This is a genomic window from Pseudoalteromonas rubra (assembly GCF_005887095.1).
GTDB lineage: Bacteria > Pseudomonadota > Gammaproteobacteria > Enterobacterales > Alteromonadaceae > Pseudoalteromonas > Pseudoalteromonas rubra_E.
This window is the reverse complement of sequence record NZ_PNCI01000004.1, coordinates 97243-118507: the sequence shown is the minus strand read 5'-3', so window position 1 is coordinate 118507 and position 21265 is coordinate 97243. Positions and strand designations below refer to the sequence as shown.

Annotated in this window: 18 protein-coding genes; 12 read left to right on the top strand and 6 right to left on the bottom strand. The window is 49.0% G+C overall.

Annotated features, from left to right (window positions below; translation table 11 throughout):
• Both CWB99_RS02305 and CWB99_RS02300 read right to left on the bottom strand, forming a co-directional pair.
• The coding region (locus CWB99_RS02305; RefSeq protein ID WP_249331630.1) for an ABC transporter permease at window positions 1-809 on the bottom strand (809 nt) is incomplete at its 3' end.
• The gene (locus CWB99_RS02300) at window positions 806-1492 is read right to left on the bottom strand and encodes an ABC transporter ATP-binding protein (RefSeq protein WP_138549910.1); all 687 of its coding nucleotides are present in this window, start codon (window positions 1490-1492) and stop codon (window positions 806-808) included. The genes CWB99_RS02305 and CWB99_RS02300, both read right to left, overlap by 4 nt.
• A 195-nt stretch (window positions 1493-1687) precedes the next feature.
• Between CWB99_RS02300 and CWB99_RS02295 the strand changes: the two genes are divergently transcribed.
• The 5 genes from CWB99_RS02295 (at window position 1688) to CWB99_RS02275 (ending at window position 7340) form a co-directional block, all read left to right on the top strand.
• Entirely contained in the window at window positions 1688-2791 is a 1104-nt protein-coding gene (locus CWB99_RS02295; protein ID WP_138549909.1) for a phosphoribosylaminoimidazolesuccinocarboxamide synthase, read from the top strand.
• A gap of 215 nt (window positions 2792-3006) precedes the next feature.
• The gene (locus CWB99_RS02290) at window positions 3007-3744 is read left to right on the top strand and encodes a methylamine utilization protein (RefSeq protein ID WP_249331627.1); all 738 of its coding nucleotides are present in this window, start codon (window positions 3007-3009) and stop codon (window positions 3742-3744) included.
• Window positions 3734-6049 carry a putative bifunctional diguanylate cyclase/phosphodiesterase gene (locus CWB99_RS02285; protein WP_138549908.1) on the top strand — a complete coding sequence of 772 codons (2316 nt, stop codon included), beginning with the start codon at window positions 3734-3736 and terminating at the stop codon, window positions 6047-6049. The genes CWB99_RS02290 and CWB99_RS02285 overlap by 11 nt, the downstream gene beginning before the upstream one ends.
• 52 nt (window positions 6050-6101) lie before the next feature.
• Window positions 6102-6878 carry a DUF3034 family protein gene (locus CWB99_RS02280; protein WP_171045239.1) on the top strand — a complete coding sequence of 259 codons (777 nt, stop codon included), beginning with the start codon at window positions 6102-6104 and terminating at the stop codon, window positions 6876-6878.
• A 9-nt stretch (window positions 6879-6887) separates the two neighbouring features.
• Window positions 6888-7340: a group I truncated hemoglobin gene (locus CWB99_RS02275; protein ID WP_249331624.1), complete on the top strand. Its 453-nt coding sequence runs from the start codon at window positions 6888-6890 to the stop codon at window positions 7338-7340.
• Window positions 7341-7580: 240 nt separating this feature from the next.
• Here CWB99_RS02275 and CWB99_RS02270 read toward each other — a convergent pair whose 3' ends face one another.
• Window positions 7581-8390: an FkbM family methyltransferase gene (locus tag CWB99_RS02270; protein ID WP_138549906.1), complete on the bottom strand. Its 810-nt coding sequence runs from the start codon at window positions 8388-8390 to the stop codon at window positions 7581-7583.
• A 265-nt stretch (window positions 8391-8655) separates the two neighbouring features.
• Between CWB99_RS02270 and CWB99_RS02265 the strand changes: the two genes are divergently transcribed.
• Window positions 8656-9363, top strand: a complete 708-nt coding sequence (locus CWB99_RS02265) for a beta/gamma crystallin-related protein (protein ID WP_138549905.1) — start codon at window positions 8656-8658, stop codon at window positions 9361-9363.
• A gap of 55 nt (window positions 9364-9418) precedes the next feature.
• Here CWB99_RS02265 and CWB99_RS02260 read toward each other — a convergent pair whose 3' ends face one another.
• Window positions 9419-10165, bottom strand: coding sequence for a glycosyltransferase family 25 protein (locus tag CWB99_RS02260; RefSeq protein WP_138549904.1), 747 nt, complete (start codon window positions 10163-10165; stop codon window positions 9419-9421).
• 49 nt (window positions 10166-10214) lie between these two features.
• Window positions 10215-11219: a glycosyltransferase family 9 protein gene (locus tag CWB99_RS02255; protein ID WP_138549903.1), complete on the bottom strand. Its 1005-nt coding sequence runs from the start codon at window positions 11217-11219 to the stop codon at window positions 10215-10217.
• Between the two features lie 95 nt (window positions 11220-11314).
• On the opposite strand from CWB99_RS02255, the gene CWB99_RS02250 reads away from it, so the two are divergent.
• Entirely contained in the window at window positions 11315-12151 is an 837-nt protein-coding gene (locus CWB99_RS02250) for a sulfurtransferase (protein WP_138549902.1), read from the top strand.
• On the opposite strand, the gene CWB99_RS02245 is transcribed toward CWB99_RS02250, so the two are convergent.
• Window positions 12148-13329 (bottom strand): ROK family transcriptional regulator, encoded by a 1182-nt coding sequence (locus CWB99_RS02245; protein ID WP_138549901.1) that lies wholly within the window; start codon window positions 13327-13329, stop codon window positions 12148-12150. The two genes, CWB99_RS02250 and CWB99_RS02245, sit on opposite strands and share 4 nt — an antisense overlap.
• A gap of 295 nt (window positions 13330-13624) precedes the next feature.
• On the opposite strand from CWB99_RS02245, the gene CWB99_RS02240 reads away from it, so the two are divergent.
• The 5 genes from CWB99_RS02240 to CWB99_RS02220 all read left to right on the top strand — a co-directional run bounded on the left by CWB99_RS02240 (window position 13625) and on the right by CWB99_RS02220 (window position 21004).
• Window positions 13625-14710 carry a substrate-binding domain-containing protein gene (locus CWB99_RS02240; RefSeq protein ID WP_249331621.1) on the top strand — a complete coding sequence of 362 codons (1086 nt, stop codon included), beginning with the start codon at window positions 13625-13627 and terminating at the stop codon, window positions 14708-14710.
• Window positions 14711-14718: 8 nt separating this feature from the next.
• Complete coding sequence (locus tag CWB99_RS02235; RefSeq protein WP_138549900.1) at window positions 14719-15687, top strand: ABC transporter permease; 969 nt, start codon at window positions 14719-14721, stop codon at window positions 15685-15687.
• On the top strand, window positions 15680-16453 hold the full coding sequence (locus CWB99_RS02230; protein WP_046005382.1) for an ATP-binding cassette domain-containing protein: 774 nt from the start codon (window positions 15680-15682) through the stop codon (window positions 16451-16453). The genes CWB99_RS02235 and CWB99_RS02230 overlap by 8 nt, the downstream gene beginning before the upstream one ends.
• Window positions 16454-16646: 193 nt before the next feature.
• Window positions 16647-18245, top strand: a complete 1599-nt coding sequence (locus CWB99_RS02225) for a glycoside hydrolase family 3 protein (protein WP_138549899.1) — start codon at window positions 16647-16649, stop codon at window positions 18243-18245.
• 167 nt (window positions 18246-18412) lie between these two features.
• A complete protein-coding gene (locus CWB99_RS02220) occupies window positions 18413-21004 on the top strand; it encodes a TonB-dependent receptor (protein WP_138549898.1) in 2592 nt (863 codons plus the stop codon).
• The last annotated feature ends 261 nt before the right edge of the window (window positions 21005-21265 follow it).

Genomic DNA, 21265 nt, shown 5'->3' with positions numbered 1-21265 from the left:
GCATGGCCGTGGTCATGACTGTCGTTGTGTCCATGTTCATCAGCATGGCCGTGGTCATGACTGTCATTGTGCCCATGTTCATCTGCATGGTTGTGATCATGCTCGTCAGCATCACTATGAGTATGTGCAGTCGGTTGCTTTGGTTTACCTGTTATGCGGGGCGCTGATTTAGGCTGGCTATGCATGGCCTCGATGGCGGCCAGTGGCACGTGTACGGTTTTATCGACTGGCGTGCCGGTAGGTGCCAGGATCCCGACTATGGTCATCGGGTTATCATCGTGATGGTGAAAGCTGGTATTGCCCATGCCGTGTGAGATCACAATTTGCTGACCAAGCTGGTAATGCATTTTACTGGCAACCTCGCTGCCCAGCACCACTTCCTGTGCATTAACAAATGCGCGGCCGGCGGCAAAGGCCAGGTTTTGCTTTTTGCCATAGCGAAAGTGTTCAAAGTAAGCGCTGTCGGTGCCCAGTACTGCATGGCCTTTATGGCTGTCGCCTAAGCTGATGGGAATGGCCCAGCTTACACCGCGCTGCGATTTGATATCCTGATAGCTGCCCCAGCTGACGCTGTTGTTGGCATGACCGATGCGAAATACGCTGGAAAGCAAAAGCTGAATATCCCCGCTGCGTGCGCCGACGATCAGATCGGTGCCCGACACGGTATTGCTGAAACTGCTTTTGGCTTCCTGGCGCACTCGCTCAATGGTCAGCAGCAGCATCACACTGATGGCTATGGTAAACAGGGTCAGCAGCACACTGGCCTTGCGATTGAGCATACTTTTGGTTGCTAACGTGACTAACCTCATTGATTCACCTCGTTTATTTCAACCAGACTCAATTGGTTATCAAATAAAGGCGCCAGGCTATTGTCATGGCTGACAAATAGGATAGTGGCACCATACTGGCTGGCTTGTTGGAACAGCAGCTCAATAAAGGTATTGCGATTGTCGGCATCCAGTGCCGAGGTCGGTTCATCCGCGATGATCAGTTCTGGCTGACCGATAAACGCCCGGGCAGCTGCGACCCGCTGTTGCTGGCCTATACTCAGCTGTGATACTGAACGTGACATAATCTCGGGGCTCAGGCCGAGCGTTTGCAGTAACTGTTGGGCCTGCTGGGTCAGTGTGTTACCAGAAGCACTGACTCGCTGAGTGCGGAGTTTAGAAAAATTGCACCCCAGCATCACATTCTCAATTGGGCTGAGATAGGGCAGTAAATTAAAATTCTGAAATATGGTGCCGATGTGATCGGCTCTGAATTTATCTCTGGCGGCATCGCTGAGGTTTGCCAGGTCGGTATCCAGTAATCGGATATGTCCAGACTCGGGCTTGCTTATACCGCTGAGCAGCCCCAGTAAAGTGGATTTTCCGCTGCCACTTGGGCCATGTAAAAACACCCGCTCACCAGCGGCTACCTCAAGTTTAGGTATGTTGAGTGTGGCGTCTGTCTGGCCTGGCCAGCGAAATATCAGGTTATTAATTTCTAGCATAGTCTCACATCAATGGCGGATCACGCCTGCATCATAAAATACTTGTGCCTCAAGCTAAACCTGCCTGCGGCATATTGCCGAACAGTGCGGTAAAGCAATTGTGATTTAGCGGCTGCTCGACTATCATACACCGCTCTAACCCCCTCTGTATTTTGCGTCCTTTAGCAAGACGCAGCCGTTCTCTATGGAGATACAATGAGTAGCTACAAAGTTCTAGACGTCAACGACGATCTACCCATTCGCACCAAAGGTGCTGTGCACAGTGGTAAAGTACGTTCAGTTTATTGGTTAACCGACCAGGACAGCGCCCGTTTAATCGAAGAAAAAGGCTATGATGTTCCCACCGGAACTGAGCTGGCAATCATGGTGATCTCGGATCGCATTTCCGCATTTGATTGCATCTGGCAGGGCGAAAACGGCCTCAATGGTGTGCCGGGTAAAGGTATCGCACTAAACAGTGTGGCCGCCCATTGGTTTAAACTATTCGATGAAGCGGGTCTCGCTGGCAATCACATTGTGGATATTCCGCATCCATACGTGTGGATCGTGCGTAAAGCCAGCACAGTGCGCGTCGAAGCCATCGCCCGCCAATATATCACTGGCAGCATGTGGCGCGATTACAGCAAAGGTGTACGCGAGTTCTGTGGCATTGGTCTGCCTGAGGGCCTTACGGCCCATCAAAAGCTGGATGATGTCCTGATCACTCCGTCAACGAAAGGGATCATTCGTGGTTTACCAGATGTACCGGAAGTGGACGATGTGAACATCACCCGTCGCAATATCACAGATAATCTGGATGCGTTCAACTTTAAGTCTGAAGCCGATGTTGCACTCTATGAAAAGCTGCTGAGCGAAGGCTTTGCGCTAATCTCTAATGAGTTGGCCCAGTTGGACCAGATTTTTGTTGATACCAAATTTGAATTTGGCTACGTGGAAGACAAAAATGGCACCGAGCGCCTGATCTACATTGATGAAGTAGGGACACCGGATTCATCGCGGATCTGGGATGGCCCGGCCTACCGCGACGGTAAAATTGTTGAGAACTCAAAAGAGGGCTTCCGCCAGCTGTTGATCAACAATGTACCGGACAGCGATGTTCTGCTGAACAAAGACCGCATGAATGAGCGTGAGCAGCTCGCTGCCAGTTACAAACTGCCAGAGCAGGTAATGATGTCTGTATCTGATACCTATGTCGGCATTGCCAGCAAAATCGTTGGTCGGCAGTTAAGCATTCCTCAAAGCCCGCGTGACGAAGTGATTGCGGTGCTGGATAAAGAGTATGGTCTGATCGACGCCTGAGTCATCTGATACGACTCTTCTGAAAAAGCGGCTTGGTGCCGCTTTTTTCATTTTGATGTACCAAGCTTTCTCAAGCCTTGCCTTAAAAACAAATCTTTAGCGCTGATTTTCCTTCGTGTTTACGTATTATCTGAACGTGAATTTGTGTTAGTCCTTGCTTTTCTTTTCAGCGTCACTTTTACTTAAGAGTATGCAAGTGGCTCAGGCAAATATCCATGAACGTCAGCGGGCATAACCCGGTAAGGATCGCACAAGGGCGTCTGAACGTGATCAGACGAGCCGTGGGGGACGTATGGGCTGCATTTAGCGTGGTCTTATTTGGTTGCTGTGCAGTGGTTCTTATGACTGGCGTTGCCTATGGAGCCGAGAGTGGTACCGGTAATGCGTATGTCCTTCAATTACGCGACCAGCATGGTGCTCCATTGCCAGATGCAGTAGTCGAGGTTATCGCTCCTCTGCGTGCAGGCTCTGTGCAGCAGGTGGCGGTAATGGATCAGATTGATAAACAGTTTCAGCCTCGGCTGCTCACCATTATGCAAGGCCAGGCGGTCAGCTTTCCAAACAGCGATGATATTCGCCATCATGTATATTCCTTCTCTGATACTAAACGGTTTGAACTCAAATTATATGCCGGCACCCCCATTCAACCGATACGATTTGAACAATCAGGTGTCGTTGTTTTAGGATGTAATATCCATGATTCAATGGTGGGCTATATCTATGTTTCTAAATCAAAAGATGTGCTTACAACAGATCAGCAGGGGACTGTGCAAATACCAGCTTACGCCCAGCAAGTGGCCATCTGGCACGCACTGCAAATACAGGATATCGACACTCGCAGGATAGTGGCGGTGACAGAATTACAACAATCCGGGTCTGTTATTGTAGAGACACAGGCACCGGCACCCAGAAACACATTCTCGGAGATGTTTAAGGAGCATCATGGGCACTAGTTTTAAAAATCGCATTATCGCACTGTGCGTCGGGTTGGTGCTGTTAACAGCCATAGCCAGTTTAGCCAGCTTTTGGTGGTCTACCAGCCAGTTTAATGAACGCAAAGTGCAGCAGGATATTCAGGTAGCACAAAATGTCTATCAGCAGTATCTGAGTGCAAAAGAACGCTTACTGGTCACAGCCGCGACTGTGCTGACGCAGGATTTCGGCTTTAAACAGGCCGTTGCAACCCGGGATGCACCCACCATAGAAAGTGTGCTGTTTAATCACAGTCAGCGAATTGATGCTGACTTGATGCTGTTGCTGGATGTCAGAGGGCAGCTGATTTCCGCTAATCAGGCAGAAATCGAGTTGGCCGAAGACTTGCGCCCGCTGCTCAGAGAGCTGCTGAATCACACCGAACAGTCGGCCTTTGTGAGCCTCGACAAACAGTTGTATCAAGCCATTATTCTCCCAGTTAAGGCGCCCAGGACCATTGCCTTCGCCATCGTTGGCTTTGCGGTAGATACAGAGGTCGCAAGACAGCTGCGCGAACTGACCGGCATGGAGATGAGTTTTATCGGCCATGGTGAGCAGATCAAGGCCAGTTCTTTGAGTTTACCGGACTCTCAGGATCTGTTTGCGTATTTACATGAGCAAAAAATAACACGATGGTTGAGTGAGTTCCCGATTTATATCAATGCCGAAGTGGCCTTGCCAGCGCTCAGCTCTTCGCCGGTGAGCCTGGTACTGAGTGCCGATATGACCAAAGACTATCAGGAATTTGATCAACTTGTGCTGACCATCATACTGTCGTCGTGTGTGACTATGCTGTTTGGCTTTGTTGCCAGTGGCTTTTTGGCCCGTAACCTGGCAACCCCCTTGCAGCAGTTAACTGTGATGGCGCGCCGTTTTGCCCTGGGAGATTATGAAGCGACTGTACACGAGTCTCGGCCCACTAAAGAGATTTGCCAGCTGGTGGATGCCTTTCATGAAATGGGCGACGATATTCAGGCGCGGGAAAAGCAAATTCGTTATCAGGCCAGTCACGATGGCCTGACGCGTTTTTATAACCGGGCTGCGGCCATGGAGAAACTCACTCGGTTGTTACGGGATGGCAGAGTGTATTACCTGTTGGTAGTGGATATTAAAGGGCTCAGGCACATTAACGATAAACTGGGGCCACGCGTTGGTGATAGCTGTATTCAGGCCGTCGCACAACGCATTGAGCAGATAGGTGCCAGCTTTGAAGGGCTCAATGCCCGCCTGGGAGGCGATGAGTTTTTAACTGTGCTGGCAGCCAAAGAGGACAGCTCCATGGAAGGCTGTGTTGCGGGGTTTTTGAGTGCGCTGAACCAGCCATATCAGGTACAAAAACTGGAGATCAACCTGCGATTTAGCGTGGGCGTAGTGCATTACCCTGAGCAGGCAGACGATCCGGAAGATCTCGTGCGACGGGCACTGATAGCAGCCGATAATGCCGCACAGCAGGGCAATAACTCGGTCTATTTCTATCAGACAGGCGAAGACGAAGCGTATCTGGAGCGTCTGCTGATCATTGATGAACTAAAAGCCGCGTTGCAAAGTGATGACGGTCAGCTGTTTATGACTTATCAGCCCAAGCTGAACATGCACAGTCAACAGGTTGATAAGGTTGAATCACTGATCCGCTGGCAACGGCGCAACGGAGAATGGGTCTCGCCCGAATTCTTTATTGATCTGGCTGAGCAGTCCGGCTTGATTGTTGAGCTGACTCAGTGGGTGCTTAAAACCGTAGTGGCTCAGGTGGCCAACTGGGTTGAACAAGGGATCACCATGAAAGCGGCCATCAATGTGTCGGCGCAGGATATTGCCGATCCTGACTTTGTGCCGCACCTGGAAGCCATGCTAGATCGCTATCAGATATCTCCGTCATTGATCACCATAGAGCTGACGGAGCGGGACATGATAGAGAATGAGGAAAAAGGCATAGCGGCGCTTAAAGTTCTTAAAGAAATCGGTGTACATATATCTCTAGACGATTACGGGGTCGGACAAACTTCGCTGGGCCGATTAAAAATGCTGCCCATTGATGAGCTTAAGCTGGATAAAGTGTTTATTCTGAAACTTGCTGAAACCCATCAGGATCAATGTATTGTGCGCTCCACCATCAGTCTGGGTCATCAGCTGGGTTTCTCCGTGGTGGCCGAAGGCGTAGAAGACAAAGCCTCTTTGGAGCTGCTTAAAGAAATGGGCTGTGACTACGCGCAGGGTTACTATCTGAGTAAGCCATTAAAAGCGGATCTACTGACTCAATGGCTTGGCCAATATCATGAAGCGGGCTGAGTCTTGGCGGCTTTTGCTGACCAGTTGTGTGCTGTGTGTGAGTACACACAGTATCGCGGGATCAGGTAAGTTACTGGCCACACCGGGTGTTTCTCAGGTAGAAGGAAGCGCTGGGGGTGGGATCGTGCCCTGGGCACAACTTGCAGGTTATGCCAGCGAAGATCAGTGGAGTCTTGGGGGATTTTGCAGCCGTGCCAGCGTCGACGACTATCGCCTCGATGTGTGCGGTATTCAGGCTAACCTGTTTGATAGAGTCGAGCTGAGTTATGCCGAGCAAACCTTTGCGGTGCCAGCACTCAATACCGATATTGAACAGTCGGTAAGTGGTGTTAAAGTGCGCCTGTATGGGGATATCGTTTACAGTACCTGGCCACAATTGAGCCTGGGCCTGCAACACAAGTCGTTAAAAGACGATGCGGTTGCCGCTTTACTGGGCGCGGAAGATGACAGCGGCACTGACATCTATTTAGCTGCCAGCAAGCTGCATCTGGGGGCGCTTGGCGGCTATAACGCATTTTGGAATATCACGGCGCGCCATACCGAGGCCAATCAACTTGGTCTGCTGGGGTATGGTGGTCAGCAGGGCCGTGAACGCATTTATCTCGAAGCCAGTACGGCCATTTTTCTTAGCCAGCACCTGGCTTTGGGCTACGAATATCGTGAAAAGCCTGACAACCTCGGATTGGGCGAGCAACAGTGGCAGGATGTGTTTGTTGCCTGGTTTATCAATAAGCAGGTCAATCTTACTGCGGCCTGGCTGGAATTGGGCAGCATTGCCGGTCAGTCAGGTCAGAGCGGCTGGTATGTTTCCGTCACCGGATACTTTTAAGGAAGCGTGATGTTGAATGGAGTAAAGTGCTACGCTCGTCACTCTCTGTCTGGACTTGTTATCATATTGGCCAGCCTGTCTCTGGTGGGCTGTCAGACCAGTGTTAAGCCCACCCTGTATCAGCAGGTTGGCGGTCAAGCCGGGCTTGAACGCCTGGTAGATTTGTTCATTCAGCAGATAGGGCGTGATAAAGCCATTCTGCCCTATTTTGCCAAAGCCAATGTCAGTCATTTTCGCCAGGGTTTTATCACGCATTTGTGCGACACCCTCGATGGGCCCTGTGACTATCGGGGCGACTCTATGGTACAGATCCATACTGGCATGCAGATCACAGAAGCTGACTTTAACCGTGTGGTTGAGTTGTTGATCAACGCCATGAACGAAGCTGGGATCAGCCATACCACGCAAAACCAAATCCTGGCCAGGCTGGCGCCACTGCGTGGTGAAGTGATTAAGATCTGAGTGTACCTCTATTTGTGCTTACCATGATCTGGGGTCTCCGTAAAATTGCGCTAACAGTGCTATGTCAAACTTGTCTTAATTCGTTGCTATAACACGCACAGCGTAGATAAAAGCTGTTCATCATCCATCTAAGCACTTTAGCCATGAGTATGTTGTGAATTTTAGCTTTTACACTGCATCTTTCTCTATCTTGGTTTCGACGTTTAAACTGACTTTTTAATTGTTGTTATTTTTGATTTTCTATTCAAAAACAATATTATAATCCGGTTTTTTGGGGTTGTTTGGGAAGTCTAGCCCCTCTACCGGGTAGCTGTGTTGAGAAGGCGCAGGATCTGACATCAGGGTTTTATTGATAAAGGTGATTTCCACCGTTTCAGGAAAATCAATAGAGTCGACGTATTTTCCATAGTTGTTACCATGAATATGTACCACATGGAAATAGTCAGACATCGCTGTAATAAAATCATTGAACTGCGTTGTTTTTGTATCCAGATGATGAAATTCTGCCGCCACCACATTGATCCTGTTGGCATGTTTACACAGATCATCGATAACCTGATATTCTGCCCCCTCAATATCCATTTTAAGAAAAATAGTGTCATCCTGAGCCCCACAATACTCCCGGACCAGTTCATCCAGACTGATATCCAACTGGCCTGAATTCTTGCTAACGCGGCGTTGTAAATGGCAGTTTTTGCCACGGAAAAAGCTGTAAAAGAACACACAGTTTAATAAACGGATCCAGTATTTTTGGCGTTTATCATGGCGAAAAAGCAAGGTGTTGAGCAAAGACTTGATGCTATTTTGCAGGGTTTTACGAACAATAAAGCCAAGTCCGACGGTATAGTCTACCCCCACCACCCGGCAATCCGGGTTGAGTGCCTGAAACTCTTTATCAAACCGCCAGTCATCATTGATACCTAATGAGAGTAAAACCTGACTATTTTTAATATGTGATTGGGGAATAATATACCCACCGTCGAATTTATTCCCCATACGGATCAGGTCGGGGCAGTGATGAGGGCGAAGCGCGCGCTTGTTGATTGACATGTATGTGTTTCAGCCATTTCCTTGAATGTAGCCAGATAATAACGTTGCTCAATCTTGATTACAAGCGTTGGCCTGCCTACAGGTTTTCTTGTTTGTATTTCAAATTTTGTTGACAAATTTCATCAATGAGAACATTAAGTTTTTGCGATCGGTAAGAATTTTGTGAATTGTTTTAATTAAAATATTAATAAAGTGGTTTTGGGTTGTTTTTTTTCTGTGTTTTTGGTGTTATTTTTTTGTGCTTTATACAGAAAAGGAAATAGACATGAAAAAGCAAATTTTGGCATTGGTAGTGTCCTTAGCATCTGCGCAGAGCTTTGCAGGAGCGACAATATATGAACACAGTTACATGAAAGGTGAGCGTTCTTATATAAATGATGGAGAGCTAATTGATGCAATTGAAAAAAGAGGTGTTTTTAGAAATGACAGCATCTCATCGCTCAAGGTTGACTATGGCTCATGTGCTGTGCTTTATCGCGATGCAGGTTACAGCTCAACTGCAAAGTACTTCCAAGGCGGAACTTATGTTGATCTAGTTAATTATGGAATTAACGATACGACTAGCTCAATTCAGGTATTTAAAAGCAACCGCTGTGATAGCAGTATCATGACGCATTTTAGAGTTCACCGGGATTATAGAACCGGAGGTGGAGATTTCTCTCTACCACCTAACAGCTACCTCCGAGACCTTGAAGGTGGTAACTGGCATCGTGGCAATCATGCAAATGACAAAATTAGTTCCATTATTGTCGGTGATGGAGTTTGTGTAAAAATGTATGAACATTACCGCTATACCGGTATAAAGAAAGAGTTTAATCGAAATGTTGCGACACTAGATACTTATAGCTTCAATGATAAGGCTTCTTCTGTCAAAGTAACGACTGGTAGTTGTAGTCCCTCGACTCCTACTGGTGGCGGTGGTGTTATTAATCCACCTGATGACTGTGGTGGATTTGGGGAAATCTGTCCTTAGGCGTTATTAGAAAAAGCCTGGTTGCATACTGGGCTTTTCACAATTATCCATGCATTCATTTAAAAGTAACTTTCTTTAAATCTGCAGAACGTGATTGGCGCTGTATATACATTCGTACTCGATGCTTAATATTGCGCAAGAATGTACTCCTATTTGAATGCCGTCCTTGATTAATGTTTTCTATTGCACTTTCAAAACTGATGTCTTCGGATATAGGGTAAGGTTTGATACCAATTATACGTAGCCCGAGTTCCCCATGAAACTGAAAGTCAACATCGATAGGTCTGAAGAAAGGTCTGCGTTGTATCAATTTCTTGGCCCCACCTAGGCTGATTAAGTAGCCTTGAGTTCCATTTGGAACCTTCTTATAGTTTCCCATCGTGAATTTTTGATTTAAGACGGTTTGCTCAATAAAAGGGTTTGCTCGATTATCCGACAGTTTCACCATATCCCAGCCTTCTATATCTGAAAACAGTGACAACAATGGTGCCAAACTATCTTCTATATGAAGATCATCTTCCAGTACCAATGCATATGGAATATTCTCATTGACGACTTTTTCGTAGATACGATAGTGGCTTATATAACAGCCAATCTCACCCGGTGTTAAGTGCCTGTGATAGCGCTTGTGATTCTCAGAGGGGTTATACCAAGCTGTCACTTCGGATTCGGATAGCAGCTTGCCGTTGGTGGCGGGAAAACGGGTTGCATCAAGACCCACCTCTCTTAAACGAGTGTAAGTGGACTGCCATCTGTCTTCACAGCCATCCATATTGATTATAAAAATTGGAGGTTGTGTCATAGTATTCGCTACTTTATTTTTGGAGATGTTTTACATTATTCTTACATACTCAGCTAAACAAATCTAGGTATTGCTTAGCGACTTCTTGTGGAGCAATAGCGCAGATAATTTCCGCCTCATTAAGGCTTGTCGAGTGGCTGGTGATGGTATGGCACAGCGGTGTTAATGGCGTAACCAATGAAAAAGGCGAGGTGCCCAGGCCTGCCAGCGCCAGCGTGGGCACTTTGCATGCGGCAGCAATATGCATTGGACCGGAATCTATGGTGATCATGGCATCCATGGCTGCAATGGTGTCGACTAACTCGCCCACAGATGTTTTGCCCGCCAGGTTGGTTACCTGAACTCCCTCTGCGTCTAGCAGCTGTTTGAGTTCTTCCATATCTTGCCGCTCGGATGGATCCCCAAGCAAATAAAACCGGGTGCTGCTTTGCTGATGTATTCTTAGCAGTGCTTGTGCAGCTAATTCTGCGGGATAGTGGCGCGTGCCTTTGTTTTTACCACCAATATAAACCCCCGTTGCGCGCGATTGAGACTGTTTGAGCGGCAATGTTTTTGCTGTGAGCCGGGGCAGCGCAAATTTTTCGAATGGTTTGCCATGAATGTCGTTCACCAGACGGCAATAGCGAAATAGATAGTGGTGGCAGTGATTTACTTTGAGCGAATGTGACAACAGCGAGGTACGGCCGTTTTGGGCATATCCGGCTACATAGCGGATCCTGGCCAGTTTACAGAGTACAGCGTCCGTGAGCGAGCCGCGAAACAACACCGCCATGGAACAGCGAAGTGCCCTGAGTGTTTTGGCAAAACCAAGCAAACTTGCCTTTTCTTCTGCCTGATGCCTGGCATCATCCAGCAATTCAAAGTCATATCCGTGCGCCCTTTGCAGCACGTCTCGCATATAAGGACGCACCAGCAGATAGATCTTTTTCCCCGGGTACAATTCATTGAGCAGCGCGATGGCTGGCAATGTATTAATGGCGTCGCCAATATAGCGGGGCAAAACCACTAAGATGGGGCCGCTCAAATGGTGAGGATCTATGGCTTGTAAGGACATGGATATTCTTGTTATAGGCACTAAAGCAGCCTAGTATAACCAAAGCTTGTGAACAAAATCACCTTTGTACCTCAATTTCAGCAAAAGTTAACATTATGAAAAACATCAAAAGTTGTCACTGGTTACTGAACAACCTCGATCGTGTGGTCATACTCGATTGTGGCATGCTCAAAGCCGGGACAAAAGGACATTACGAGCCGCCGGGGATCATTGCCGGGGCAAAACGATTTAATATCAGCAAAACGTTTAGTGACCCCGATGGCAGGTTTCCCAGTACTATGTGCAGTGCCGAGCAGTTTCAGCAAGGTGTCAGAGAGTTGGGGATCAGCCAACAAGATACCGTGATTGTTTACGACAACTTTGGCTTGTTCAGTGCCGCCCGTGGCTGGTGGATGTTTAAGTCCATGGGGTTTGAGCAGGTTTATGTGCTGGATGGGGGCCTGGTCAAATGGCTAGAGCTGGGTTTACCCCTGGCGTCGCAATATGCCCAGAGCGCCCAGCCTGGAGATTTTATTGCTCGGCCCCGGGCAGGCTATTTTATCGATAAACAGGCGGTACTGGCAGCAATAGACGACCCCAGTGTTTTATTGCTCGATGCCCGCAGCCCGGCCAGATTTAGCGGTCAGGAAAGTGAACCCAGAGAGGGGATGCGTAGCGGGCATATTCCAGGCAGTGCCAATGTGCATTATGCCAGCGTACTTGATGACAGCGGTCTGTTAAAGCCTAAGGCGCAGTTACGGGCGCTATTGAGCGATGCGGGTGTCACCAATCAGGCCTTGCAGTTTAGTTGTGGCTCCGGGATCACTGCCTGTATTTTGGCCATGATTGCCGATGAATGCGGGTTCTATCCTTTGTCTGTTTATGACGCGTCCTGGAGCGAATGGGGGCAAGACTCGGAGGTACCGGTTGCGACACTTGCCCCTGAGAGTTAGTAAACCAGTTCCTGAAGCTCACTGGGTGGGCACAGGGCTGGAAAATACAAGGTTTGCATATTTTTGGCGCTGAGTGCGCTGTGTAGTGGCAGGGTCGCTACCCCTTTAAGCGCAATATTTGCCACATCTGGGGTTTTGACCAAGCGTACTACCTGCCGCTCACCAAACTGCGCAATGGATGGAATAAACGGGCGCAGTTCTGACGTCAGTTTATCCAGCAGCCAGTCATTAATGTCACCCCCTAAAATAATAGTCTGAGTATTCAGTAACGACTCTATGCTGTGAATGGCGATCCGCATCGGCTCCGCAGCTTGCTCAAGCCAGCGGTCGATCACCGGGTGCTCCTGTAGCTGGTGATGCAGCTCTTCGGTAGAGCAACCCGGGCGTCCAAGGTGCTGTTTCAGTGCATTCAGTGACGCAAAATCGTTCAGCCGGCCTAATTCTGCGGTATCATCATCGGTTTCGGGTGTCACAAACAAGTCACCTAAGGCGCCTGTAAGGCCATTTTGTCCGAGCAGTATCCGACGGTCATAGACCACCGCAGATTCAACCTGATTACCCAAATGTACGTATACAAAGCTATCGAGCAGCCGGGCTTCGCCAAACAGCATCTGAAAGCTGGCACAGGCGGATGCGGTGGTTTCGAGCGCAACCGGGACCGCCAGTGTATCGGCAAGCTGTTGCTGCAATTGTCGATTGTGAGCAAAGATCTCGACGCCTTTAAGGTGGCTCAGTTGTACCGACAGTCCGCAACCCAGCACCTGAGACACGGTCAGGTTGGCCACCGTCAGCAGGGTATCAATCAGATATTTGACTTTGTCGAGTGGTGTATCGTTTGTGTCTAGTCGGGTATGCAGCCGGTTTAGCAATTCACCGTTGAGGTAAAACAAGCCAACTTCCAGCTCGCTATCGACAATCCTTACGGCCAGGGTATACGCCGCCCTCTTATTCAGAACCAGCATTTTTGAGGGTTTACCAGCCCCTTCTGATTTTTTTATGCCGGTTTCTTCAACAAGCTGAACGCTCAGTAATTCTTCGACCATATTGGTAATGGTTTGTTTGGTCAATTGTGTATTGCGGGCAATCTCTACACGGGAGATCGGCCCCTGCGTGACAATCTGAGCGAGTACAAGACGCAAATTTATCGATTTATTCTGTTTTGCGTTGGAGCCTTTCAATGTGTTCGCCTTACTATTTGAATCTGATTACGGGGTTCTAAACATCATACAACCCCTGTTAATGCGTCGTATGTACCTGCTTATACAACACATTCTCCTTGAACTAAGCCGATCATCTTACTCGATCATGATGCTAAACCGAATAAAAAATAATTAGTCAAACTATTTGACATAAGCGATTTGTTGGCTGAATATGACTATAAATACAACAAAACAGATCCTAAATGCCAGTATTAAAAAGGCAGTTAGGGTGTTCGCGAGTGCGAATTTTAATAATCAACAGCAGGATCTACCTATGTCTACAGGAACTCAGATAAAGGGCCATCGTAGCCGGGCGTGGTTGAGCGGAATGTTTGCCGCTGCTGCACTGTGCGCAACGTCGATGAGCTGGGCAACGCAAAACATCGACTGGAGCAAAGCGGCAAAATCCAGTGATATTCACCTCACTGAACAGCAGAGCCAGGCAATTAAATCAAAAGATTTGACTGCTGCACTAGTATGGCATGGCGCCAGCCCCTGGGTGGCTGCGGTATCACGTGGTGCACGTGCTGAATTTGAAAAGTTAGGCATTAAAGTGGTGGCAGCAACCGACGCCCAGTTTGATCCCGCCAAGCAAGTGGCCGATTTGGAAAATATTGCGGCATTAAACCCCGACATCATTTTGTCACTAAGTGTAGATGGCGTAAGTACGAAACAAAGCTATGCGAAAGCCATTGAGCGGGGCGCCAAACTGGTATTGCTCAGCAACCCCATCCCCGGATTTGAGCAGGGCAAAGATTTTGTCGGTATTGTAACTGATGACATGTTTGGTATGGGTAAGGCGGCAGCTGACCTGACGGCCAGTGCGCTGAATAACAAAGGTAAAATTGGCATGATCTATCATGATGCCAGCTATTTTATCACCAACAACCGCGATAATGCCTACCGTACCGGGCTCAAAGCCTACCCTGAACTCGATGTGATCATCGAGAAGGGGTTTATCAAAGAGCATGAGACAAGCAATGTGGCTGCGGCCATGGTGTTACAACATCCTGAACTGGAAGCGATTTATGTTTCCTGGGATGCTGCCGCTGAAGGCGTTGTCGAAGCACTGCGCTCTTTGGGTCGGCGCGATATAAAAGTGATCACCCATGACTTGGGGGTCAATAATCTGCTGGATATGGCTATGAATGGCAACGTGCACGGCACCATTTCGGATCGCCCATTTGATATCGGCCAGACCATGGCCAGACTGGGTGCGGCTGCAACGCTGGGTTTACCGGCACCGCACTTTACTCTGGTGCCGTTTGATACGGTTAAGCGAGACAATATTGCTGAGATCTGGCAGCGCGCGTTCCAGTCGCCTCTGCCCAGACTCCTGAATTTAGCGTTAAAACAATAAGGAATACCATGAGCGTTAATCAACTACCTTTGCAGCAGCTGAAGTTGCTGGCAGTAAAACGAGAGTTTTTTATCTACTATATATTCCTTGCAGTGATGCTGATTTTTGCAGTTGCACTGCATGATACGGGCTTTTTTAGCCTGACCAATTTTATGAACATTGTTCGCCAGACTGCGCCCATTACTGTGATGGCGGTGGGCTTGACCTTTGCACTGGCGGTGGGTCATATCGATCTGTCCATAGGCTCGGTTGTAGCCTTATCAGCCCTGGTTGGCGCTCTGTTATTACAACATGTGGGAATTCCGCTTGCGGTCCTTGGGGCGCTCAGTGTGGGCCTGATCGTGGGCCTGATCAACGGATTGTTGATTGAGCGGTTACAGGTATCTTCTTTGTTGATCACCCTGGGCACTATGGGCGTGATTACGGGCCTGTCGCGTCAACTGACCAATCTTGAATCGGTACCTATCATAGATCAGACGTTCTCTGCGTTTTTTGGTGCTGGTGAGCTGTTTGGTATTCCATCGCTATTTATCTGGACACTGGTGATCGCGGCTCTGGGTTATGTGGTGCTCACTAAATTAGCCTTTGGTAAGCACTTACTTGCAGTAGGTGGTAGCCCTAAAGCGGCACTGGCGATGGGTATCAAGGTGACTCAGGTGCGTATTTATGCTCTGGTTATCTCATCTATGGCCGCTGCGCTGGCGGGGCTCTTGTATGCCGGCCGCCTGCATGGTGCCCGTTACACTTTAGGTGAGGCAGATCTGTTGACCGTTATCGCCGCGGTGGCGATTGGCGGGACCAGCCTGTTTGGTGGCCGGGCCTGTATTATCGGTGCCATTCTGGGCTCCTGGTTGATGGGCATGATCAACAACGGCCTGATCTTGTCTGGCTTTTCTACAAATGAACAAATGATAGCCCGCGGCGCTATCCTGATTGTGGCAGTGGCAATTGGTGTCAAGGAGTTGAAAAATGGTTAGAAGTGCATTGGATCAAATCGCCCTCGAAGTCAGGGATGTACATAAGCGCTTTGGCGGCGTTCACGCCCTTAAAGGGGTCAGCTTTACCATCAATAAAGGCGAAGTAGTTGGCTTGCTGGGTGACAATGGTGCCGGTAAATCGACTCTGGTGCGCTGTATCTCCGGGATCCACCCACCAGATGAAGGTGCGATTTTGGTCAACGGCCAGCCGGTACATATCGACTCTCCTCTGGCTGCGCGTGAGGCAGGGATAGAAACGGTATTTCAGGATCTGGCCATGGTGCCCGAGTTCGATATCACAGAGAATCTTTTTCTTAATCGCGAGATCCTGCACAAGAACCCGATCCTGCGCCGATTGGGCTGGCTGGACAAAAAAGCCATGGAAAAACGGGCGAAAAAAGCCCTGAATCGATTGAACAGCCGCATTCCAAGTTATCAGGAGCAGATCCACCGCTTGTCTGGTGGTCAACGTCAGGCTGTGGCCATTGCCCGTGCCGTGAACTGGGGCGCTGACATCGTGATTATGGATGAGCCAACTGCCGCGCTGGGTGTTGAGCAAAGTGCCCAGGTCAATGAGCTGATCAATGTGATCAGCTCGCAGGGCGTGGCGGTGTTGCTGATCAGCCACAACATGCAGCATGTTGTAGAAACCTGCGACCGTGCAGTTGTGCTTTATCAGGGTCAATCGGTGGCGGATGTGTCTGTCAGTGATGTGACCAAAGAAGATCTGGTCGGGTTGATCACAGGTGCCAAATCTGCGGCTTAACTTTTATCGGTCCTGGACAAGTTTTATCAATTAAATGGCAGTGACAGCCGCTTTGTGCGCACTGAAAAATTGATGAATTAATAACCGGATTGATACAACCTCGGGGTGCGACTATGCACTCCTTTACCTGAACATTTTTTAAATCGGCGCGCTAGCGCTGAGGGCTTTGCTTTGCCGAAAATCAGAGGGCAGTATGGATATTGAAAAGAAAGTTGCACAACTCATAGACACGCTTTGCATCGAAGAAAAAGTCGGACAGTTGTTTGTACTGGCATTTTCCGGAGAGGACCGGGACTACGCAAAGGCGCTGGTCAAGGAGCGTCATATCGGCGGGTTTTATATTACCGACGACAATGCAGCCAACCCCACAAGTGCAGCGCAGTTGGCGCAGGACTTACAACACGAGGCATCACTGAGAGCCTGCGATGCGCCTTTGTTGTTAGCCGTCGATCAGGAGGGCTCCTGGGGGATCCTCACTCAGTACACCGATCTGGGACCCGGTAATCTGGGTCTGGGTAAGGCCGACAACACAGCACTCACCGCAGATATGTATCAGGTCTTTGCGGAGCAAATGCGGGAAGTGGGATACAACACACTGCTTTCACCTTGTGCGGATGTGAATGCGGATCCCGACAATCCCATCATCGGGCTGCGTGCCTTTGGTGAGCAAAGTCATCATGTAGCCCGGCATGTTGCCGCTGCTGTGCGCGGTGTAGAGCGTAGCGGCAGTCTGAGTTGCGCTAAGCATTTTCCGGGACACGGAGATACTCACAGCGATTCACATCAGACGTTACCTGTGGTGGATAAATCATTGCAGCAGCTGATGCGCGAAGATCTCTTGCCTTTTAAGGCGGCCATTGAATCGGGCGTGCCGCTGATCATGACCAGTCATATCAGTTATCCGCAAATTGATGCCGACCACCCTGCAACCTTATCATCGACGATTTTGCAAGGGGTGTTACGTCAGCAATTAGGCTTTGAAGGCCTGATCATTACGGACAGCATGAATATGTGGTCGATGCGCAAAAACTATGCCCCGGAAGAAGCAGCCATTCAAGCCTTGCAGGCTGGTGCCAATCTGGTGATGCTGAGTGAAGAGCACTACGAGAACAGCACCACACCGTATAAAGCAATTCAGGCGCAAACCATTGATGGCGTCATTGCGGCTGTTAAGCAAGGTCGCTTGCCAGAATCTGTCGTCGATGCACGTTTGCAGCAGGTACTGGCATTTAAGTATCAACATTTTGCGGCATCACCTAAGCCGACCGCCAGTGTTCTGGAAGGGGCCAATCAACTCGCTCGTGAAGCGGCTGAGGCCGCCATTCGGGTCGTTCGTAATTGTCATCAGCAGTGGCCGCTGGCTGGCCGCCCGTTTACCCTGGCATTTGCCGCAGATCCCAAAGGCTATGACAGCATAGTGAATAGCCGGGGAATAGGGCCGAACGATTCTAATTCAGCACGGGATGTGATCCTCGAAACATTAGCTGAGCGGGGGCGTGAGTACCGACTCTGGCAGCACGATCAGCTGCTGGCTGCACTTCAGGCACCGACTGAACCAATGGCTGAACCTTTGGTGCTCATCACAGAAGACTACCCGCTGCCGGGGGAGAGTTTTGACGTAGCTGCGCAACAACAGCGTGTAAAACAGGCGCTGCAAAAATGGTCTGATAACGTCATTGTGATTGCTATGCGATCTGATTATGAGATGACGCAATATACTGATTTATCGACTTATGTTTGTGCATATTCGAGCCGAGCCGTCAGTGCCCGGGCAATGGCTGAGCTGCTTTAAAAAGAACTGCAAAACGAAATAATAAGTGCTTGACAATTAGTCAAAATGATTTAATAAATACTTAGTATATCAATTTTACTAATAAAAAATGACAGTTTGATAATAATACAAGCCCGTCGACTCACTGGGAATGAACGGCTTGGGAAAAAGGCAAAGGGGAGAAGAGCATGAAAAATCAGGGCTCAAAGGTAAATACCAGTTATCTGAAATCTAGTTATCTGGCGGTATGTGTAGCAACGGCGTTGTCAGGTATGTCGTTTGGTGCAATGGCTGAACAACAGGAAGGCGCGAATAAGGAAATTGAAACAATTGAAGTCAGAGGGATCCGACGCAGTCTGACCGAGGCGCTGAATACTAAGCGTTTTGCGAATTCTGTCGTTGACTCGATTTCGGCTGAAGACATAGGAAAGTTTCCGGATAAAAACATCGGTGATGCAATGCAGCGGATCCCGGGTGTGACTGTGGTCAGAACCTTTGGTGAAGTGAGCGGTGTAACGGTTCGTGGTACTGCGCCGGAGCACAGTATGGTACTGCTTAATGGTCAGAACGTAGCCAGTGTTGGCTGGTTTGACTTAGGCGGAATGAACCGTAGCTTTAACTTTGAGATGCTCGCATCGGAGCAGATCTCGGGAATGGATGTCTACAAATCCGTTGAGTCAGATATCAACGAAGGGGCGATGGGGGGAACGGTTAACCTGAAGACCCGTAAGCCGCTTGATATGGACTCAGGGACTGTTTTTGCTTCGGTAGAAAATGCCTATCATAGCAATGCTGAAGACTGGTCTCCTGCCTACTCAGGTCTGGCGAGCTGGAAAAATGAGCAAGAAAACTTTGGTATTCTGGTAGCTTACTCAAATGAAGAATCGAAAGTATACCGTGAAACCTTGTCGACATTCGGGCCTCCTGGTGCATCTGAGCTGGAAGACAGCGCAGGTATTTTAAGAAAAACCTCATGCTGTGCTTCGTCGATTATCTTTGACGAAGACAGGGAGCGTAGCAGCAGCCAGATCAGTGTTCAGTACGCGCCCAGCGAGACATTGACATTAGGCCTGGACTACAATTTATTTGAACTGGAAAACGACCACATTAACTCGGCCATGTTTGCCATCATGAGTTCGGGTACGTTGCAAAGTGACACTGTCAGCGTCAATGAGCAGGGCATAGTGACCGGTGCGACGGTGACGGCCTCAGGCCCGGGTGGTGCGCCATTATTTAATAACAGCGTATTGCGCACGCCCAAGATGCAATCGGATGTGCTCAACTTTACCGCCAATTATCAGGCTGAAGCCTGGTCGGCAGACTTTGTACTGGGTAAGTCAACCGCTGAAGGTCGTATCGGCCAGACAAGTACCTGGTGGGGTGACATTACCGAGCGTGCTAACTCAGGCTTTTCTTACAATGTGGATGGGCCGCTGGAATTACAACCGGTTAACTCAGACTACCTGAGCAGCCACGATAATTTGGAGCTGTTCCATGAATACACTTACATCAACTATGAACGCGACAATGAAATAGATTATATTCAGGCCGACTTCACTTTTGAGCTGGACTCGCCGGTGATTACCTCTATTCAGGCGGGGATTAAGTTTCAGGAGCAGGTTTTCTCTTATCAGGAAAACAACCAGGACCTGAGTGTTGATGCTATTCGTGCGGGTGGCGAGCGATTGACGTTGGGCGACTTTAACGGCGGGTTTGTCTCTGGCCTGCACAGTGCGCAAGGACGTGCTGGCAGTTTGTCCTCTTTCCCGATTGCGACACGTGCCCTGTGGGATTACGCACGTAGCAATGCGCCTGGTACTGTCACGGTCAAAGATGCTTTCTCCATTGAAGAAGACATTGCCGCCGCTTATGTGAAGGCCAATTTCTCGGGCGAAGGCTTCCGCGGTAACTTGGGCCTGCGTGTAGTGGACACCGACATTCTCTCTAAAGGCGCAATCAATGGCGTGAAAGGTGAAGTGGATAAAACCTACACCAACTATCTGCCAAGCCTGAACTTAGCCATCGACCTGAGTGAGGACATGATATTCCGTTTTGCCGCCGGTTCAACGGTATCGCGCCCTGATTATGATGACATGAAAGTGGCAGACATCATCTCCGAGAGCTTTAAAACGGCGAATGTCGGTAGCCCGGACTTGGACCCGTATAAGTCAGATCAATACGACATGGGCGTTGAATGGTACTTTAATCCGTCATCCGTCCTTGGGGCGACTTTATTTGTGAAGAACATCAGCGACTATATTGAGCAAACAACTGCCGCTGAGTTTTATCCGGGATGTGGTGAAGGCTGTCTGGTAACGCGTTCACGTAACGTTGGCACGGCCGATGTACGCGGTATTGAGTTGCAATATCAGCATGCATTTGAAAATGGTTTTGGGGTGCAGGCAAACTACACCTATACCGACAGCAGCCGCACTGACTCGACGGGTAAGGAAACGCCGATTGAGGAAGTATCGAGAAACTCCTACAACCTGTCTGGTTACTACGAAAATGACCTGTTCAGCGTGCGCCTGGCGTATAACTACCGCGATAACTGGGTCAGACAGCTCAACGGCAGTGGCCTGGACAGCTCGAACGATGCTTATGATCAGCTTGATGCTTCTGTAGTCTGGCATGTAACAGACAACATAGACGTGTCACTGGAAGCGGTTAACCTGCTCAATGAAGCCCTGGTACTAAGGCAGCCTACAGCAGGCAATATCGTTCATGCTGTGGATGAATTTGGTACCCGTTACTTTGTCGGTGCCAGCATTCGCTTCTAATACCGACAGCCCGCATGGTCGCCCGTGCCGTGCGGCAACCTAATAAAGGAAGCGCCCGCTTCCTTTAGGCCAGTTTGGTTTTAACTGGTCAACCCGCGCGTGGCCTGGCAAGGAAGATTGCAAAGGTGCGCGGATAAGGGTGCAAACCTGATATTTCCGGCATCTTTGCCGAACAGGTTCTGTGGACCCACACTTCTACTCGGTTAAGGCAGGTTTGCCCGGCTTGCCTTATTTCTCGCCTTTTTATAATTGATTTTATAC

Coding starts and splice junctions, on each gene's coding strand:
- CWB99_RS02300 (WP_138549910.1), bottom strand. CDS start 1,492: ATGCTAGAAATTAATAACCTGATATTTCGCTGGCCAGGCCAGACAGAC.
- CWB99_RS02295 (WP_138549909.1), top strand. CDS start 1,688: ATGAGTAGCTACAAAGTTCTAGACGTCAACGACGATCTACCCATTCGC.
- CWB99_RS02290 (WP_249331627.1), top strand. CDS start 3,007: ATGAACGTCAGCGGGCATAACCCGGTAAGGATCGCACAAGGGCGTCTG.
- CWB99_RS02285 (WP_138549908.1), top strand. CDS start 3,734: ATGGGCACTAGTTTTAAAAATCGCATTATCGCACTGTGCGTCGGGTTG.
- CWB99_RS02275 (WP_249331624.1), top strand. CDS start 6,888: ATGTTGAATGGAGTAAAGTGCTACGCTCGTCACTCTCTGTCTGGACTT.
- CWB99_RS02270 (WP_138549906.1), bottom strand. CDS start 8,390: ATGTCAATCAACAAGCGCGCGCTTCGCCCTCATCACTGCCCCGACCTG.
- CWB99_RS02265 (WP_138549905.1), top strand. CDS start 8,656: ATGAAAAAGCAAATTTTGGCATTGGTAGTGTCCTTAGCATCTGCGCAG.
- CWB99_RS02260 (WP_138549904.1), bottom strand. CDS start 10,165: ATGACACAACCTCCAATTTTTATAATCAATATGGATGGCTGTGAAGAC.
- CWB99_RS02255 (WP_138549903.1), bottom strand. CDS start 11,219: ATGTCCTTACAAGCCATAGATCCTCACCATTTGAGCGGCCCCATCTTA.
- CWB99_RS02250 (WP_138549902.1), top strand. CDS start 11,315: ATGAAAAACATCAAAAGTTGTCACTGGTTACTGAACAACCTCGATCGT.
- CWB99_RS02240 (WP_249331621.1), top strand. CDS start 13,625: ATGTCTACAGGAACTCAGATAAAGGGCCATCGTAGCCGGGCGTGGTTG.
- CWB99_RS02235 (WP_138549900.1), top strand. CDS start 14,719: ATGAGCGTTAATCAACTACCTTTGCAGCAGCTGAAGTTGCTGGCAGTA.
- CWB99_RS02230 (WP_046005382.1), top strand. CDS start 15,680: ATGGTTAGAAGTGCATTGGATCAAATCGCCCTCGAAGTCAGGGATGTA.
- CWB99_RS02225 (WP_138549899.1), top strand. CDS start 16,647: ATGGATATTGAAAAGAAAGTTGCACAACTCATAGACACGCTTTGCATC.
- CWB99_RS02220 (WP_138549898.1), top strand. CDS start 18,413: ATGAAAAATCAGGGCTCAAAGGTAAATACCAGTTATCTGAAATCTAGT.